The organism is Nocardia mexicana NBRC 108244 (genome assembly GCF_001613165.1).
Taxonomy (GTDB): domain Bacteria; phylum Actinomycetota; class Actinomycetes; order Mycobacteriales; family Mycobacteriaceae; genus Nocardia; species Nocardia mexicana.
Window position 1 is genome coordinate 83,397 of the sequence record NZ_BDBV01000057.1, and the last position, 14,944, is coordinate 98,340.

The 14,944-nt window shown below is 68.9% G+C and carries 15 protein-coding genes and 1 tRNA gene; 11 read left to right on the plus strand and 5 right to left on the minus strand.

The window, feature by feature from the left end; all coding sequences use genetic code 11:
- Positions 1–51 precede the first annotated feature (51 nt).
- Together NM1_RS23785 and NM1_RS23790 are read left to right on the plus strand one after the other, a co-directional pair.
- Positions 52–1,254 carry a sensor histidine kinase gene (locus NM1_RS23785; RefSeq protein WP_174556907.1) on the plus strand — a complete coding sequence of 401 codons (1,203 nt, stop codon included), beginning with the start codon at positions 52–54 and terminating at the stop codon, positions 1,252–1,254.
- Complete coding sequence (locus NM1_RS23790; RefSeq protein ID WP_068023828.1) at positions 1,251–1,883, plus strand: response regulator; 633 nt, start codon at positions 1,251–1,253, stop codon at positions 1,881–1,883. The genes NM1_RS23785 and NM1_RS23790 overlap by 4 nt, the downstream gene beginning before the upstream one ends.
- A 12-nt stretch (positions 1,884–1,895) precedes the next feature.
- Here the strand turns inward: NM1_RS23790 and arsM are convergent, their stop codons facing one another.
- The gene (arsM, locus tag NM1_RS23795) at positions 1,896–2,735 is read right to left on the minus strand and encodes an arsenite methyltransferase (protein WP_068023831.1); all 840 of its coding nucleotides are present in this window, start codon (positions 2,733–2,735) and stop codon (positions 1,896–1,898) included.
- A gap of 111 nt (positions 2,736–2,846) precedes the next feature.
- Here arsM and NM1_RS23800 point away from each other — a divergent pair, with 111 nt between their 5' ends.
- The 3 genes from NM1_RS23800 (at position 2,847) to NM1_RS23810 (ending at position 5,058) form a co-directional block, all read left to right on the plus strand.
- A complete protein-coding gene (locus NM1_RS23800; protein WP_068023834.1) occupies positions 2,847–3,218 on the plus strand; it encodes an ArsR/SmtB family transcription factor in 372 nt (123 codons plus the stop codon).
- Between the two features lie 180 nt (positions 3,219–3,398).
- A complete protein-coding gene (locus NM1_RS23805) occupies positions 3,399–4,439 on the plus strand; it encodes an NAD(P)-dependent alcohol dehydrogenase (protein WP_068023837.1) in 1,041 nt (346 codons plus the stop codon).
- A gap of 331 nt (positions 4,440–4,770) precedes the next feature.
- Positions 4,771–5,058: a hypothetical protein gene (locus NM1_RS23810; RefSeq protein ID WP_068023838.1), complete on the plus strand. Its 288-nt coding sequence runs from the start codon at positions 4,771–4,773 to the stop codon at positions 5,056–5,058.
- Between the two features lie 19 nt (positions 5,059–5,077).
- Here NM1_RS23810 and NM1_RS23815 read toward each other — a convergent pair whose 3' ends face one another.
- Together NM1_RS23815 and NM1_RS23820 are read right to left on the minus strand one after the other, a co-directional pair.
- Positions 5,078–6,310 carry a cytochrome P450 family protein gene (locus NM1_RS23815; RefSeq protein ID WP_068023841.1) on the minus strand — a complete coding sequence of 411 codons (1,233 nt, stop codon included), beginning with the start codon at positions 6,308–6,310 and terminating at the stop codon, positions 5,078–5,080.
- Between the two features lie 12 nt (positions 6,311–6,322).
- Positions 6,323–7,279 carry an AraC family transcriptional regulator gene (locus tag NM1_RS23820; RefSeq protein ID WP_084519961.1) on the minus strand — a complete coding sequence of 319 codons (957 nt, stop codon included), beginning with the start codon at positions 7,277–7,279 and terminating at the stop codon, positions 6,323–6,325.
- 257 nt (positions 7,280–7,536) lie between these two features.
- On the opposite strand from NM1_RS23820, the gene NM1_RS23825 reads away from it, so the two are divergent.
- Entirely contained in the window at positions 7,537–8,073 is a 537-nt protein-coding gene (locus NM1_RS23825; protein WP_068023847.1) for a hypothetical protein, read from the plus strand.
- A 39-nt stretch (positions 8,074–8,112) separates the two neighbouring features.
- Here NM1_RS23825 and NM1_RS23830 read toward each other — a convergent pair whose 3' ends face one another.
- Positions 8,113–8,811, minus strand: a complete 699-nt coding sequence (locus tag NM1_RS23830; protein WP_068023850.1) for a DUF8020 domain-containing protein — start codon at positions 8,809–8,811, stop codon at positions 8,113–8,115.
- 154 nt (positions 8,812–8,965) lie between these two features.
- Between NM1_RS23830 and NM1_RS23835 the strand changes: the two genes are divergently transcribed.
- The 3 genes from NM1_RS23835 to NM1_RS23845 all read left to right on the plus strand — a co-directional run bounded on the left by NM1_RS23835 (position 8,966) and on the right by NM1_RS23845 (position 11,852).
- Positions 8,966–10,204 carry an FAD-dependent monooxygenase gene (locus NM1_RS23835; RefSeq protein ID WP_068023853.1) on the plus strand — a complete coding sequence of 413 codons (1,239 nt, stop codon included), beginning with the start codon at positions 8,966–8,968 and terminating at the stop codon, positions 10,202–10,204.
- Between the two features lie 47 nt (positions 10,205–10,251).
- A complete protein-coding gene (locus NM1_RS23840; RefSeq protein WP_068023858.1) occupies positions 10,252–10,884 on the plus strand; it encodes a TetR/AcrR family transcriptional regulator in 633 nt (210 codons plus the stop codon).
- Between the two features lie 89 nt (positions 10,885–10,973).
- Complete coding sequence (locus NM1_RS23845) at positions 10,974–11,852, plus strand: LLM class flavin-dependent oxidoreductase (protein ID WP_068023861.1); 879 nt, start codon at positions 10,974–10,976, stop codon at positions 11,850–11,852.
- A gap of 212 nt (positions 11,853–12,064) precedes the next feature.
- Here NM1_RS23845 and NM1_RS23850 read toward each other — a convergent pair.
- A tRNA-Arg gene (locus NM1_RS23850) sits at positions 12,065–12,138 on the minus strand.
- 253 nt (positions 12,139–12,391) lie between these two features.
- Between NM1_RS23850 and NM1_RS23855 the strand changes: the two genes are divergently transcribed.
- Together NM1_RS23855 and NM1_RS23860 are read left to right on the plus strand one after the other, a co-directional pair.
- The gene (locus NM1_RS23855; protein WP_246010840.1) at positions 12,392–14,365 is read left to right on the plus strand and encodes a bifunctional copper resistance protein CopD/cytochrome c oxidase assembly protein; all 1,974 of its coding nucleotides are present in this window, start codon (positions 12,392–12,394) and stop codon (positions 14,363–14,365) included.
- On the plus strand, positions 14,362–14,944 hold a 583-nt coding region (locus NM1_RS23860; RefSeq protein WP_157123996.1), incomplete at its 3' end, for a pyridoxal-phosphate dependent enzyme. The genes NM1_RS23855 and NM1_RS23860, both read left to right, overlap by 4 nt.

The window sequence follows — 14,944 nt, forward strand, 5'->3', positions numbered from 1 at the left end:
ACGCGCGGGTCATCCGATCGGTTGACCCGCGCACGGTGCGCGGCGGGCAGAATGACGGCAAAGCCGGGGCGCACGGAGGAGGTGGTAACGGTGCTGTCGCTCGGGACTCGCGACGACGACGCTCGCCTGCTGGGCATGATCATGCACACGGCGTTCTACGTGCTGCTGTCCGCTTCGCTGCTGCGGTTCCTCATCCGCCACCACGACAAGCCGGACACACCGTGGGTCGTCGCCCTCGCCCTGGTCGTCGCGGTGCTGTACGTGGCGAGCGAGGTGCGCAGCCCCCGGCGCCTGCTGTGGTTCGCGCTGCTGGTCGCGGCGTGGGCGGTGCTCGTCGTGCTGGCGCCCAGCTTCGCCTGGTCGGCGGTGCCGCTGCTGTATACCGGCCTGCGCATTCTCTCGGTGCGGGTGGCGCTCGCGCTGGTCGTGATGCTGACCGTGCTGGTCGTGGTCACGCAGGTGCGGCTTGCGGGCTGGGCCGATCCCAATCTGGTGCTCGGCCCGCCCGCGGTCGCGGCGGTGACCGCGGCGCTGTTCGTCGGGATGCGCCGCCAGTCCGAGCGGCAGTCCGCGCTCATCGACGACCTGGTCCGTACCCGGCAGGACCTGGCGGCGACGGAGCGGCGCGAGGGCACGCTCGCGGAGCGGCAGCGGCTGGCCATGGAGATTCACGACACCCTCGCGCAGGGCCTGTCCAGTCAGCAGATGCTGCTGCAGGCCGCCGACCGGGTCTGGGGGAGCGACCCCGAGCTGGCGCGCTCGCACCTGCACTCGGCGGCCGATATCGCGGAACGGAATCTGGCGGAGGCCCGCCGATTCGTGCACGACCTGGCGCCCGCCGAACTGGCCGACGGCGGATCGCTGCCCGCGGCGCTGGCCACCCTCGCGGAACGGGAGAGCTCGCCCGACCTCGCCGTCCGGGCTCATGTGGAGGGCGCCGCCGCGGCGCTCCCGAACCGGGTGGAGGCCACCCTGCTTCGCGTCGCCCAGGGCGCCCTGGCGAACATCCGCGAGCACGCGCATGCCGCCGCGGCCACCATCACCCTGACCTACCTCGACGATCAGGTCCTGCTCGATATCGCCGACGACGGAACGGGTTTCGACCCCGACGCGATCGAGCCCGGCGCGCAGCGCGGTCACGGTCTGCCCGCGATCCGGGCCCGGGCGCGGCAACTCGGCGGGGTCTGCACGATCGAGTCCGCGCCCGGCGAGGGCACCGTCGTCTCGGTCGCGATCCCCCTGGAGGTGCGGTGAACCCTGTTGTGCGACTGCTGATTTGCGATGACCACGCGGTGGTCCGGGCGGGCCTGCTGGCGCTGCTGTCCAGCGCATCCGATATCGAGATAGTCGGGGAGGCGGCCGACGGCGAGGCCGCGGCCACCCTCGCCGCCCGGCTGCACCCCGACGTGGTGCTGATGGATCTGCAACTCGGCCCGGGCATGGACGGAGTCGAGGCGACCCGGCGCATCGCCGCCCTGCCCGCGCCGACGCCCCGGGTCCTCGTGCTCACCACCTACGACACCGACGCCGACATCACCCGCGCCATCGAGGCCGGTGCCACCGGCTATCTGCTCAAAGCCGAACGGCCGGAGGAACTTTTCACCGCCATCCACGCCGCGGCGGCCGGGCGCACCGCGCTGTCCGCCCCGGTCGCCGACCAGGTGCTGGCACACCTGCGCAACCCGACGCCCACCCTCACGGCCCGCGAGCACGACATCCTCGTCCAGCTCGCGCAGGGCCTGGGCAACCGGCAGATCGCCCGCGCCCTGCACATCAGCGAGGCGACGGTGAAGACCCACCTGGGCCGCATCTACGACAAGCTCGGCGTCGACACCCGCACGGCCGCGGTCGCCGTCGCGAAGGAGAAGCGCCTGATCACCTGAGGTGGCGGCGGCTCAGCGCTCGCCCGCGCAGCAGTCGCTCCCGCAGCACGCGTCATCCGCGACCTCGGTTGATGGCTGCCCGGAAGGCTTGACCGCCTTGATGATCGCCGAGTGCATGCCGTCGGCCACCGAGTGGGTCGCGGTGATGTCGATATCGGTGAACCCGGCCGCCTTCAGCTGCTCGCGGTACTCGGTGAACGACATCGCTCCGGCGATGCAGCCCACATAGTCGCCGCGTTCCGCCCGCTCGGCCGGGCCGAGGGCGTCGTCGGAGACGACGTCGGCGATGCCGATGCGGCCACCGGGCGCCAGGACGCGCGCCATCTCCGCGAATACCGCGGGCTTGTCGACCGACAGATTGATGACGCAGTTGGAGATCACCACGTCGATAGTGCTGGCGGGCAACGGAATCGCTTCGATCGTCCCCTTCAGGAACTCCACGTTCGACACCCCGGCCGCGGCCGCGTTCTGTCCGGCCAGGGCCAGCATCTCGTCGGTCATATCCACCCCGAACGCCTTGCCGGACGCGCCGACGCGGCGCGCGGACAGGATCACGTCGATGCCGCCGCCGGAGCCGAGGTCCAGCACCCGTTCACCCTCGCGCAGTTCCGCGACGGCGGTCGGGTTGCCGCAGCCCAGCGAGGCCGCCACGGCCTGGATCGGCAACCCGCCGCGGTCGTCCGCGCCGTACAGGCTCGCGCCGAAGGTCGGGTCGATGTCGACCGAACCTGTTGCGCTGCAGTCTGTTCCGCAACAATCCTCGGCCACTCCACCGGCCGTCACCGTCTCGGCGGCGGCCGCATACCGCGCGCGGACGGTCTCTCTCAGGTCGATCTGCTGCTGGTCGGACATTTGACCTCACACTCCTTGGCGAGCGATCCCCGGCAGAAGAGGCACCGGGCTTATATTGATGAGTATCGATGCAAGCTTGCGCCTTGATTAGGTGGATGTCAATATAGATGTGTGTCGAAACAGAATCCGCCGGTGCCGGTGTCCTCGGACTGCTGCACGACCCTCCTGTCCGCGCCGCTGGAGGCCGATGCGGCGGCCGATCTGGCGAGGATGTTCAAGGCCCTCGCGGACCCGGTCCGACTGCGGGTGCTGTCGCTGATCGCGGCCCGCGCGGGCGGGGAGGTCTGTGTCTGCGAGCTGACCCCGGCGTTCGAGCTGTCCCAGCCGACGATCTCCCACCACCTGAAAGTGCTGCGCGAGGCCGGGCTCATCGAGAGCCAGCGGCGCGGCACCTGGGTGTACTACTGGGTGATACCCGAAGCGCTGCAACGCCTTTCCCTCGCGCTGTCACCCGCAGTCCTGCAGGGTGCCGCCGCCGAGTGAAGGGGTGCGGTCGAGGCTCTACTCCCCGCTCTGGACACCTGCGGTAGCCTGAAGTTTGCTTGTCTCGGTATCGGGTTCTACGCCCGTCCCACCGTCGAGGAGGCCTCGAATGAGCAGCGCGAACGCCACTGTGGAGCAAGACTTTTCGGCATTCGGTATCCGGGGCGGGGGTGAGGTCCAGTGAAAGCCGTGCAGTATCGGGAGGTGGGGGCGGCTCCCGAGGTCGTCACCGTGCCCGACCCCGAACCGGGCCCCGGGCAGGTGCTGCTGCAGGTCACGGCGGCCGGGGTGTGTCACTCGGATATCGCGGTGATGAGCCTCCCGGCGGAGGCGATCGGATTCCCGCTGCCGCTGACCCTGGGACACGAGGGTGCGGGGACCGTGGCGGCGCTGGGATCGGGCGTCGTGGGGGTGACCGTCGGCGACGCGGTGGCGGTCTACGGCCCGTGGGGATGCGGTGTGTGCATCAAATGCGCTGAGGGCAAAGAGAATTACTGCCTGCGTGCCAAGGAGCTGAAGATCTTCCCGCCGGGCCTGGGCGCGCCGGGCGCGATGGCCCAGTACATGATCGTCGACGACGCCCGGCACCTGGTCCCGCTGGGCGGTCTCGACCCGGTGGCAAACGTCCCGCTCACCGATGCCGGGCTCACGCCGTACCACGCCATCAAGCACTCGCTGCCCAAACTGGTTCCCGGGAGCACCGCGGTGGTCATCGGGTCGGGCGGCCTCGGTCACGTCGCCATCCAGCTCCTGCGGAAGATGACCGCCGCGCGCGTGATCGCGCTCGACGTGTCGGAGGACAAGCTGAACCTGGCCCGCCAGGTCGGCGCGCACGAAGCAGTCCTGTCGGACGACCAAGCGCCGCAGCGGATCCGGGCGCTGACCGACGGCCGCGGCGCCGAGGTCGTGCTCGATTTCGTCGGCGCACCCCCGACGACGTCGATCGCGGGAGCCGCCGCCGCGATCGAGGCGGATATCACCGTGGTCGGGCTCGGCGGTGGCGCCGTCTCCGTCGGTTTCGGGACCCTGCCCTACGAGACGGCCGTGACGTCGCCGTACTGGGGCACGCGCGCCGAGCTGATCGAGGTGTTGGAGATCGCCCGCGCCGGCGGCGTCGAGGTGCATACCGAGACCTACACGATCGACGAGGCGCCACTGGCCTACGAGCGGCTACATCAGGGCAAGGTCAACGGGCGCGCGGTCATCCTGCCGAATTCGTGAGTCGCCCGCTCGCGCGTGACAGTGCACGGTGACAGACAGAGATGCGGCCCGAGGGACGGGCTGACGTCCCTCGGGCCGCACCGGACTGCGTACAGCGGGCGATCCGCGGCTTGGGCTACCGCCGATCACCGTTGAGGTGTCCCCAGGGGCACCCGGGAACGAACATGACCCTACGACAACCGAACTGGACGGCCAGACATTTCCGTCCGGCAGCAACCGATCCGTTACTTCAAACCAAACGGTCTCTAGCTGAGTAGGGGGTGTACGAAATTCGTGTTTGTTTGTCCCCATTCATGACAGTCGCCACCGGATGGCACTACCGTGAGCTCGCATGTCGACCAGGGATATCACGGTGACCGTGACCGTGGACGAAGCCGAATGGCTCAGTTTGAACGACGCCGCCGAATGCGCCGGGATGGGCATGCGCGCCTATATCGCCTGGGGCGTGCGGCTGCTCGCGGCGGAGACCCGCCCCGGCCGGACACGCGCATCCAGTGAGCTGCGCGGCCTGCAGTCCGCACGACGCAAGCCGGAAATCGACGACGAGCCCGAATCGGTCGCGTGGGCGGAAACCTTCGCCGAGCGGCTGTCCCACCGCACCGAACCGTTCCGCGACTAGCCCGCGCTCATCAATCGCGTCACGCAAAGGTGACCGGCAGCGCGGCAAGCGACCGGTGGAACGGTCCGGGACGCCACGCGGGTTTCCCGTCGGCGAGCGCGAGGCTCATATCGGGCAGCGCGTCCAGGAGCTGGTCGATGGCGTCCTGGGCGATCAGGTAGGCCAGCGAACGGGCGGGGCAGGCGTGCTGGCCGATGCCGAACGCCAGGTGCGAGCGGTTTCCGGTGCGGTCGTCGGCGCGGATCGAGGGATCGTTGTTGCAGGCGGCCATGCTGATCAGGACCGGCTGGTCGGCGGGTAGCCAGACGTCGTCGATGAGGATCGGCTGCCTGGGGTAGGTGATGCAGAAGTTGGCCAGCGGCGGGTCGTTGAACAGCACCTCGTCGAGGGCGTCGCGGGTCGACAGGTTGCCGCCGAGCACGCTGCCGCCGAAGCGGTCGTCGGCGAGGATCAGCAGCAACGTATTGGCGATCAGGTTGACCTGCAGCTCGATTCCCGCGCCGTAGAAGGCCACCAGCTGGTGGACCATCTCCTCGTCGTCGAGCCGGGCGGAGTGCCGCAGCAGCAGCGACGTGACATCGTTCCCCGGTTCGGCCTTCTTCAGGGCCACGAGTTCGCGCAGCGCGTCGTTGACCATCTGATTGCCCTTGTCGGCGTCGACCCCGTCGAACATCGCGGCCATCCCGGCGGCGACCTGGTGGCCGATCTCCGGCGGACACCCGACCATGGCGCAGCAGACCTGAAAGGTCAGCGGAAATGCGTACTGGCTCAACAGATCTGCCGTCCCCTCGGCGCGGAAGCCGTCGATCAGCGGCGCCGCCGTCTGCTCCACGACGGCGTGCAGGCCGTACAGGTCGACCCCGTCGAGACTCGAGGTGGTCGCCCCGCGATAACGCGTGAAATCGGTTCCCGCGCTGCGGCTTCCGCTGGGCCGCCACTCCATCATCGGCAGTATCGGGCAGTCGGAGGGGATATTTCGCTGCCAGCGCCGCGGGTCGGCCGGAAAGTGTTCGGGATCGTTGAGCACCTGCAGCGCGGTGCGGTAGCCGACGACCAGCGTGGCGGGCACGCCCGGCGCCAGCTCGACCGGCACCATCGACCCGAACCGTTCGCGGATCTCACGGTAGACCCGGTGCGGATCCCGGGCGAATTCCGGTGAATGCAGCGCTACGCGCGGCCCCTCGGTGTCGGTCGGCGAACCGTGGACCACGGGGCAGGCCGATGCGTATGGCGTGAATTCGGGCGTGCTCAAGCGGATTTCCGTTCATTCGTGTGCTGATCTCTCCGGTACGGCATCGCGAGCCTCGGCGTGCCGCCGCTGCCGGAACTCCCGCGGGGTCTCGCCGTAGCGAGCCTTGAACGCCGCGGAGAACCAGGTCGGCGTGAAACCCGTACGCGCGGCGATCTCGGTGATGGTCATCGCGCCCGCGCCGCCGCTGTCCAGCAGGTCCCGCGCGGCGCGCAGCGCCTCTTCCCGGCGCACGTCCCGATAGGTGGTGCCGGCCTGCTGCAGCGCGACCCGCAGTTGCCGCGGCGACCAGTTGAGTGCGTGGGCGACCGCGGGCAATCGCAGATCGGCGACCCCGATGGAGTCGCGCACGTACCGCCGCACCGCCTCCACTGTCTCGTCGAGATGTCCCTGCTGGGGGCTCGTATCGCCCAGCGCCAGCATGCACAGCAGTTCGCTGATGCGGTCGCACACGGCATTGAATTCGCGGTCGCTCAGATTCGACCGCTCGGCGCGCACACTGTGGATCATGGTCGCGACGACACGGCCGAGTCCGGAATCCATATCCAGCATGGAGCAGCGCGGGCCGTCGACCGGCACCGCGTTGTCGATCTCGGTACGGGGGAGTTGCAGTGCCAGCGCCGAGGGCCCGGGCCGCAACCGGCACACCTGATCGAGTCCCATCAGGACGGCGCGCCCGTGGGGTGCGTGCAGCACGCTGTCGTCGCGGCCGACGGTGTAGGTGCTGTGCTGCGGGACCACGAACCAGTAGAAGCTGTCGGCGGGATTGCGACGAACATGTCCGGGGGTGCGATAACACGTTCGCCCGGCCGGTTCGTCCCAGCGCAGCAGGCTGTACGCGGTGCTCTGCTGCACGATCAGGCTGGAGGTCCACTGGTCGGCGTGCTGGATCCGGTGACCCATCGGGACGAAGCTGTTGGTGAGTTCGGTCCACTGCTGGGCGTCGTTCACAGTGAACTGGTCGTACCTCATGACTACCTTTCAGCTCCGCGCTGACTGATCATCCTGCCCTGCAAGCGGTTCCGGGCACTTCCCAGCCCGGGACCGAGTGGAAAAACCTTATCCGTGCTTCGCCTGCGCCGTCGCCTCGCGCGAGCGACTTACGTCCTGCGCGCCCGGACTTGCGGTTCCGGGCAGGGATGCCGGTGCGGCTACCGCGCTGCCGGGGGTTCGTACACACTCCTCGAAGCGGGAAGCGCCGGTGCGATTTTCGAACGCGAGGTCTGCCGATGAGGATCTTCAGTAATCACTGCCGCAGGTTCGAGTACCGGGTCACCGCCGCGAGCCCGTGCGCCGTGACCCTCGCGCCGTCCGACATCGGGGTCACCCGGTCGTTCTTCGACTGCCTGCTGTTGACGGTCGCGGTGCAGCCCGGCGATCTCGCGCTCACCGGTGACGCGGTCGGCATCGTCAAACGCATTGCGGCGCGCACGGGTTCGGCCTACATCGTGATCGACGGATTCACGCAGTGGGCCGAGGCCCTCGACCGGCGCGGGCCGGCCGCCGATTTCGACGTGCTGACCGGGCTCGCCGACGCCCTGGACGTGCTGGCCGACCTGACCGAGCGGCTGGAGGAACGCGGCGAGCGGGTACACCTGATGCCGTTCGGCTGGAACAAGATCCAGCACGCCGAGGTCACCGACGGCCGCTGGGCCCGATATGTCACCGACGTCCGGCACGACACCCACCGCATCCCGTCCCGCACCCCGGCCTGGAGCCTCACCCCGCGCGTACGCATGCCCTGCGCCCGAACCCACCAGCTGTAGCTCGCCCGTGGACGGCTTCACTCCCGCCGACCGACAGGATCACTTCACCGAGAAAGGCGAAGTGACGGTCGTGAAGTATTGCGCCGCGGCCAGAATCGCCACCGGGGCGGTGACGAGTAGCTGGCCCGCGAGGGTGCCCAGGGCGCCGATGGCGATGATGCCGCCGAGGCAGCCGACCACCGCGGCGGGGACGAACGGGCCGAACATGCCGACGATGGTGGCCGCGGCGACGGTCGCACCCGCGATGCCGCCGAGCACGCACCCCACGGCACCGCCGGTGATCCCGCCGACCAGGGTGCCGATGGTGGCTCCCACGCCGATAGTGCTGGTCAGCCGGTTCCAGGCGGCCAGTTCACGGTCGTAGGGCGTCTTGAACGGGGCCTGATCCTCGTACGGCAGCGCCACGGGCTTGTAGGTGGCGTGACCGAGGTCGAACTGCGGGGTCAGGGTCGCCGTGCGGTCGTGGATCTCCGCGGCGATCGGGAATACGAAATCATCCACACGGAACGACAATTCGGCGCCGGCGAGGACCGTCCCGTCACCTGCTTCGACCTCGAGCACGCCGTGGTCGGCCACCAGTGAACCTGTGTCGGTTGTGATGATCGCGGATTTTTCCGTCGTCGAGGCCGTGTAGTGGACAACGGCGTCGTCGGCGGCGGGGGCTGCGGCTGACACACCGGATGACAACGACAGCGCCGCAGTGACCGCGGCCGCGCACACGAAGCTTCTACGTCTCATTGTCCTGGCTTTCTTTCTTCGAGTACGGAGATCACCGGATGACCAGGGAGCGGCCTCCGCCGCGCCCGCTACATATACTTGGTTAACTTACTGAGTAAGCTTATCGAGTAAGCTGTGCTGGTGGCAAGCAAACCGAGAGATGGGAAGTAGTGCAATGGCGTCTGGAACGCGCTCCTTGAAGGTCCTCGTGTGCGGCGGTGGCATCGCCGGGCAGGCGCTGGCCTACTGGCTGGTGCGAGGTGGCCACGACGTGGTCGTCGTCGAGCGTTTCCCGGAGTTGCGGGCCACGGGCGCCCAGGTCGATCTCCGAGGTCAGGGCATCGAGGCGATCGGGGCCATGGGGCTTCTGGATGCCGTGCGGGGCAAGCTCGTGGACGAGGCCGGCGTGGCTTTCGTGGATGCTCGGGGCAGGGCGAGGGCGACCATCATGGCCAACACGTCCGGTCGGGGCCGGCAGACGCTGACGTCCGAGTACGAGATCATGCGCGGAGATCTTGTGCGAATTCTGCACGACGCGACGAAGAACGATGTCGAATACGTCTTCGGGACCAGCGTGGACCGCTTCGTCCAGGCGGAGGAGAAGGTCGTCGCCTACTTCTCCGACGGCTCGTCCGGCGAGTTCGACCTGCTGGTCGGTGCCGATGGGCAAGGCTCGCGTATCCGTCGATCCATCCTGCCGGCCGACGCCGCCGAGTCGTACCGGCGGGTGGGAATCCACATGTCGTATTGGTTCGTTCCCCGCATCGCGTCGGACACCAATATCCGCGACACCTATAACGCCCCCGGCGGGCGGATGATCATGCGCAGGAGCCACAATCCGGACGAGACCCAGGTGTATTTCGTGCTGCGGGAGACATCGGAGGAAGCCTCTGCCATCCATCGAGCGCCGGTCGAGCGCCAGAAGGAATTCTGGGCCGAACGGTTTCGTGATGCAGGGTGGCAGACCGACCGGTTCCTCCGGGGCATGGAGGCAACCCCGAGCTTCTACTCCCAGGAAGTCGTGCAGGTCCGCACGAACATCTGGTCCCGGGGACGCGTGGCCCTCGTCGGAGACGCCGCCCACTGCTCCTCCCCGTACAGCGGCATGGGAGTCTCGGGCGCTCTGGTCGGCGCCTACGTCCTGGCCGGTGAGATCAACCGGCACCCCACCGACCTGTCTCGGGCGCTGGCCGACTACGACACGGCATTGCGGCCGTTCGTCGATCAGATCCAGGCCACGGTGAAACCGCGCCTGCTGCGCCTCGGTATGCCGATGAATCAGTGGGGAATCGATGCCTTGCACACCGTCTCGGGACTGGCCGCTTTCCTGCGCATCCCGGACCTGGTCGCAAGACTGTCGAAGGAGGATCGGGGTGGCACTTGGCAGCTCCCGGAAAGTCCGCAACTTACCTGATAAGTTTACTAAGTAAAGTCCACGTGTAGCGAGGGAGTGCCTGACACATGCCGAATCGAGGGGACCGCGGCGGGTCGAAGACGCGAGCGCGTATCGCCGAGGTTGCGCAGGAACTGTTCGTGGAGCGTGGCTTCGACAATGTCACGATCGCCGAGGTCGCCGCGGCCGCGGGCGTGTCCAAGGTGACGGTGTTCACGCATTTCGAACGGAAGGAAGACCTCCTGTTCGATCGCCTTCCGGACGTTGTCGAAATCGTCCGCAACGCGATCCGCGGGCGGGTCGCCGGCACCGGCGCCGTCGAGGCGCTGCGTCGGGCCGCCCTCGCGCTTGCCGAGGAGCGGCACGTGCTCTCCGGCCTCGGCGGGGAGATCGAACCGATGATGCGGACCATCACGGAGTCGCCCGCCCTGATCGCGCGGCTGCGCGCGTTCGCCGCCGAGATCGAGTCGGCGCTGACCGCCGAACTCGACGCGGACCCGGCGTTCTCCGGTGACGGCACGCTGGCCGCGGCTCTGCTCGTCGCCGCATATCGGACGGTCGCCGTCGAGACGGTACGGCGCCGGCTCGGCGGAGAGGGCCTCGCCGACCTCGCCACGACGCACTGTCGGCGCCTGAACCGGGCGTTCGATGCGGTCGAGCACGGCATCTCCGGCGATCATCGCGCCACGTCATCCGCCTGAGTGCACGAGGGCTGCGCCGCGCCCACATTGCCACGGTCAACTTACTGAGTAAGCTTATTGGGTAAGTTTACCTGGCTTCGGGAGGTTCCATGTCACAGCCACCAGCACCGGTCAGTTTCGGAATCCTGACCGCCCCGCAGTACGTCTCGTACGACGAGATCCTGGACATCTGGCTCGCCGCCGATGCGATACCCCGGATCGAGCACGCCTGGCTGTCGGATCATCTGATGACGCCAACGGGGGAGGGGCCCACCTACGAGAGCTGGACGCTGCTGTCGGCGTTGGCCGCCCAGACACACCGGCTGCAATTGGGGGTTCTGGTTACCAGCAACCGCTTCCGGCCGCCGGCCGTGCTGGCCAAGATCGCCGCGACTGTCGACATCATCTCCCGGGGGCGGCTGATTCTCGGTATCGGTGTCGGATCGCGGCCGGGTCATCCCCTGGCCGGACGTGAGTACGAAGCGCACGGTCTCGCATTCCACGACTCCCGGGATGCCGTGGACGCCCTCTCCGAAGGGCTGACTGTCATCCGTCGACTGTGGACGGAGACCGAGCCGTTCGACTTCGACGGCGCCCACATACATCTCACCGGAGCGCTGGGTGATCCCAAACCGCTGCAGCGGCCCCATCTGCCGGTCCTCGTCGGCGGACGCTCGGCCCCGGTGCTGCGCCTCGCGGCACGACACGCCGACCTGTGGAACATCGTCGGCGACGATATGGAGGTCGCGGCCGCTCGTAGCGCCTCGTTGAGCGACGCCTGCACCGAAATCGGCCGCGACCCCGCCACCATCACCCGATCGATGCTCGTCCCGCTGGGCTCCTACGACAAACCCGAGATCACGCGCGATGCGATCGGCCGGGCCATCGACGCCGGGTTCAACCACATAGTCCTCGCACTGCCGAACCCGTACCCGAAGGGTGCTGCCCAATGGGTGGCAGACGAACTCATCGCGGCCCATACAGAATGACCCGAGGCGCCAACCGGGTGGGTCGTGTTCCTGTGTGTTGAAGCAGGGCCACGCATCCATGTCGCCATCCGCAGCGCCGATCGTCAGAATGCGCCCGCGACGCCAGGGCGTGAACACACCGCCGCACTCGCCAGAGTTCCTCTGTGTTTGAGCGTCGTGCAGGCTGGGTATCTCTGAACCCGGACAGCTACGCCCAGGTCAGAGACCCTAAGTGCCCCCGGCAGGAATCGAACCTGCGACCTAGGGATTAGAAGGCCCTTGCTCTATCCAACTGAGCTACGGAGGCATTGCAGGCACCACACACCATGCCGCGTTCGCCGCACGGTGTCCAGCGAGTTCAGTATAGCGAGCGTCCAGGAGGGGTCCCGGCGGCCGACGGGCAAATCGCGGGCATGTCAGCAGCGTCACAGTGGGCGGTGTGGGGGTCGGGGCGGGGCGGTCGGGGGTTGGGGAATCGAACTAGGCTTGGCCGCATGTCGTCACCGCTGGACCCGTCCGTCGAACCTGATTCCCAGGCCGTGCGGTCGGAATCGGCGGCGATGCTCCCGGTGCTGACCACCGTCGCCATGGCGCTGGCGGCGCTCGTCGCGCCGCTGGTGGTGAGCCTGTCCGCAGCTCAGGCGCTGACGTTGCTCGGCATTCCCGATCCCGGTCCGCTGACCACCTACGGTCTGCCGGTGGTCCGCGCGATCGCCGATCTGAGCGCGGCGGTGGCGATCGGGTCGCTGCTGTTCGCGGCATTCCTCACGCCGCCGCAGCGTAGTGGACTGCTGGACGTGGGCGGGTACCGGGCGCTGCATCGGGCCGGGATCGCGGCGCTGGCGTGGGCGGGCGCGGCGCTGCTGCTGGTGCCGCTGACACTGTCGGACACCACCGGGCAACCCGTGCGCACGGTGCTGCGGCCGGAGCAGGTCTGGCATTCCATCTCTCAGGTCGAGGTCGCGGGATCCTGGCGGGCAACGGCTTTCATGGCGGTGGCGCTCGCGGTCGGATGCCGTCTCGCGCTGCGCTGGGGCTGGACGCCGCTGCTGTTCGGCTGGGCGGTGCTGTGCCTGCTGCCGGTCGCGCTGACCGGACATTCCTCGTCCGGCGGCTCCCACGACGTCGCCACCAACAGCCTGATCCTGCATCTGGTGGCGATGTCGCTGTGGGTGGGCGGGCTGTTCGCGGTGCTCGCGTACGCCGTGCGCGGCGGTGCCCACACGGGTCTGGCCGCGCGGCGGTTTTCGCTGGTCGCGACGGGCGCGTTCGCCGTCGTCGCGGTGAGCGGCGTGATCAACGCGTGGGTGCGGGTGCCGTGGGGCGACCTGTTCACCACCACCTACGGGCAGCTGGTGATCGCCAAGACCGTCGCGCTGTGCGCGCTCGGCGTGATCGGGTTCTTCCAGCGCCGCATCGCGATCCCGGCGCTGCGGGCCGATCCGCGCGATCGCGCCGCGCTGATCCGCTACGCCGGGGTGGAGGCGCTGGTCTTCGCGGCCACCGTCGGGCTCGCCGTCGGCCTGGGCCGCACGCCGCCGCCGGATCTGAAACAGATTCCGTCGCCCGCCGAGGTGGAGCTCGGATACAACCTGGCCGGGCCGCCGACGGCCGCGCGGATCCTGTTCGACTGGCGCTTCGACCTGATCTTCGGGACCCTGGCCATCGTGCTTGCTGTGCTTTATCTCGCCGGGGTGCGGCGGTTGCGCGCCCGCGGTGACACCTGGCCGGTCGGCCGGACCGCCGCGTGGCTGTGCGGTTGCGCGACACTGCTTTTCGCCACCAGTTCGGGGGTGGGCCGGTACGCGCCGGCGATGTTCAGCGTGCATATGGCCCAGCACATGCTGCTGTCGATGCTGGCGCCGATCCTGTTCGCCCTCGGCGGCCCGATCCTGCTGGCGCTGCGGGCACTGCCCGTGGCCGGGCGTGACGGCGCGCCCGGGCCGCGCGAATGGATCCTGGCCGCCGTGCACAATCCGGTGTCGCGGTTCATGACCCAGCCCGCGGTGGCGACGGCGTTCTTCGTCGTCGGCTTCTACGCGCTGTATCTGGGCGGCATCTTCGGCGCGGTGGTCGATTCGCACGGCGCGCATCTGGCGATGAACGTGCACTTCCTGCTGTCGGGCTACCTGTTCTACTGGGTGGTGCTCGGCATCGATCCCAAGCCGCGGCAGGTGCAGCCGCTGACCAAGGTCGGCATGGTGTTCGGTTCGCTGCCGTTCCACGCGTTCTTCGGTGTCGCGCTGATGAGCATGACGACCGTGCTCGGCGCCTGGTTCTACCGCTCGCTCGGCCTGAACTGGAACACCGACCTGCTCGGCGATCAGCGCACCGGCGGCGGCCTGGCCTGGGCCAGCGGCGAGATTCCGCTGGTGCTGGTGATGCTGGCGCTGCTGATCCAGTGGTCGCGCAGCGACGACCGGATGGCCAAGCGGCTGGACCGGGCCGCCGAGCGCGATCACGACGCCGATCTCGCCGCGCACAACGCCATGTACGCCGAGCTCGCGCGGCGGGACCGGGAGGTCAAGCCGTGACGGAGGCGTCCCCAACGCGAAAAGTGAAGCGGCTGTACCGGTCCGACGTGCGGACCGCCCGGCTGCGCCTGGGCCGCCGGGTCCGCGTCACGCCCGTGTTCCACACCGAGGTCACCGGTCCGCACGGACCGGTGAAGGTGACGTTCAAGCTCGAGTACCTGCAGCACGGCGGCACCTTCAAGGTGCGGGGCAGCCTGAACGCGCTGCTGGACGTCCCCGACGACGAGCGCGGCGTCGTCATCGCCTCCGGCGGGAACGCCGGTATCGCCGCGGCGCTGGCGTGCGCGGTGCAGGGGCGCGCGTGCACGGTGGTGGTGCCCGAGTCGGCGCCGCACACCAAGGTGGCCGCGATGTGGGCCTACGGCGCCGAAGTGCTGTGGCACGGAACGACTTACGCCGACGCGAAGGGATTCGCCGACGCCCTGGTAGCCGAGCGCGGGGCGCTGCAACTGCACGCCTACGACCTGCCCGCCGTGGTGGCCGGGGCCGGTGTGGTCGGGCTGGAGATCGAGCGGCAGGTGCGCGGGCGGCCGCCGGTGCTGGTCGCCGTCGGCGGCGGCGGGCTGGCCGCCGGTATCG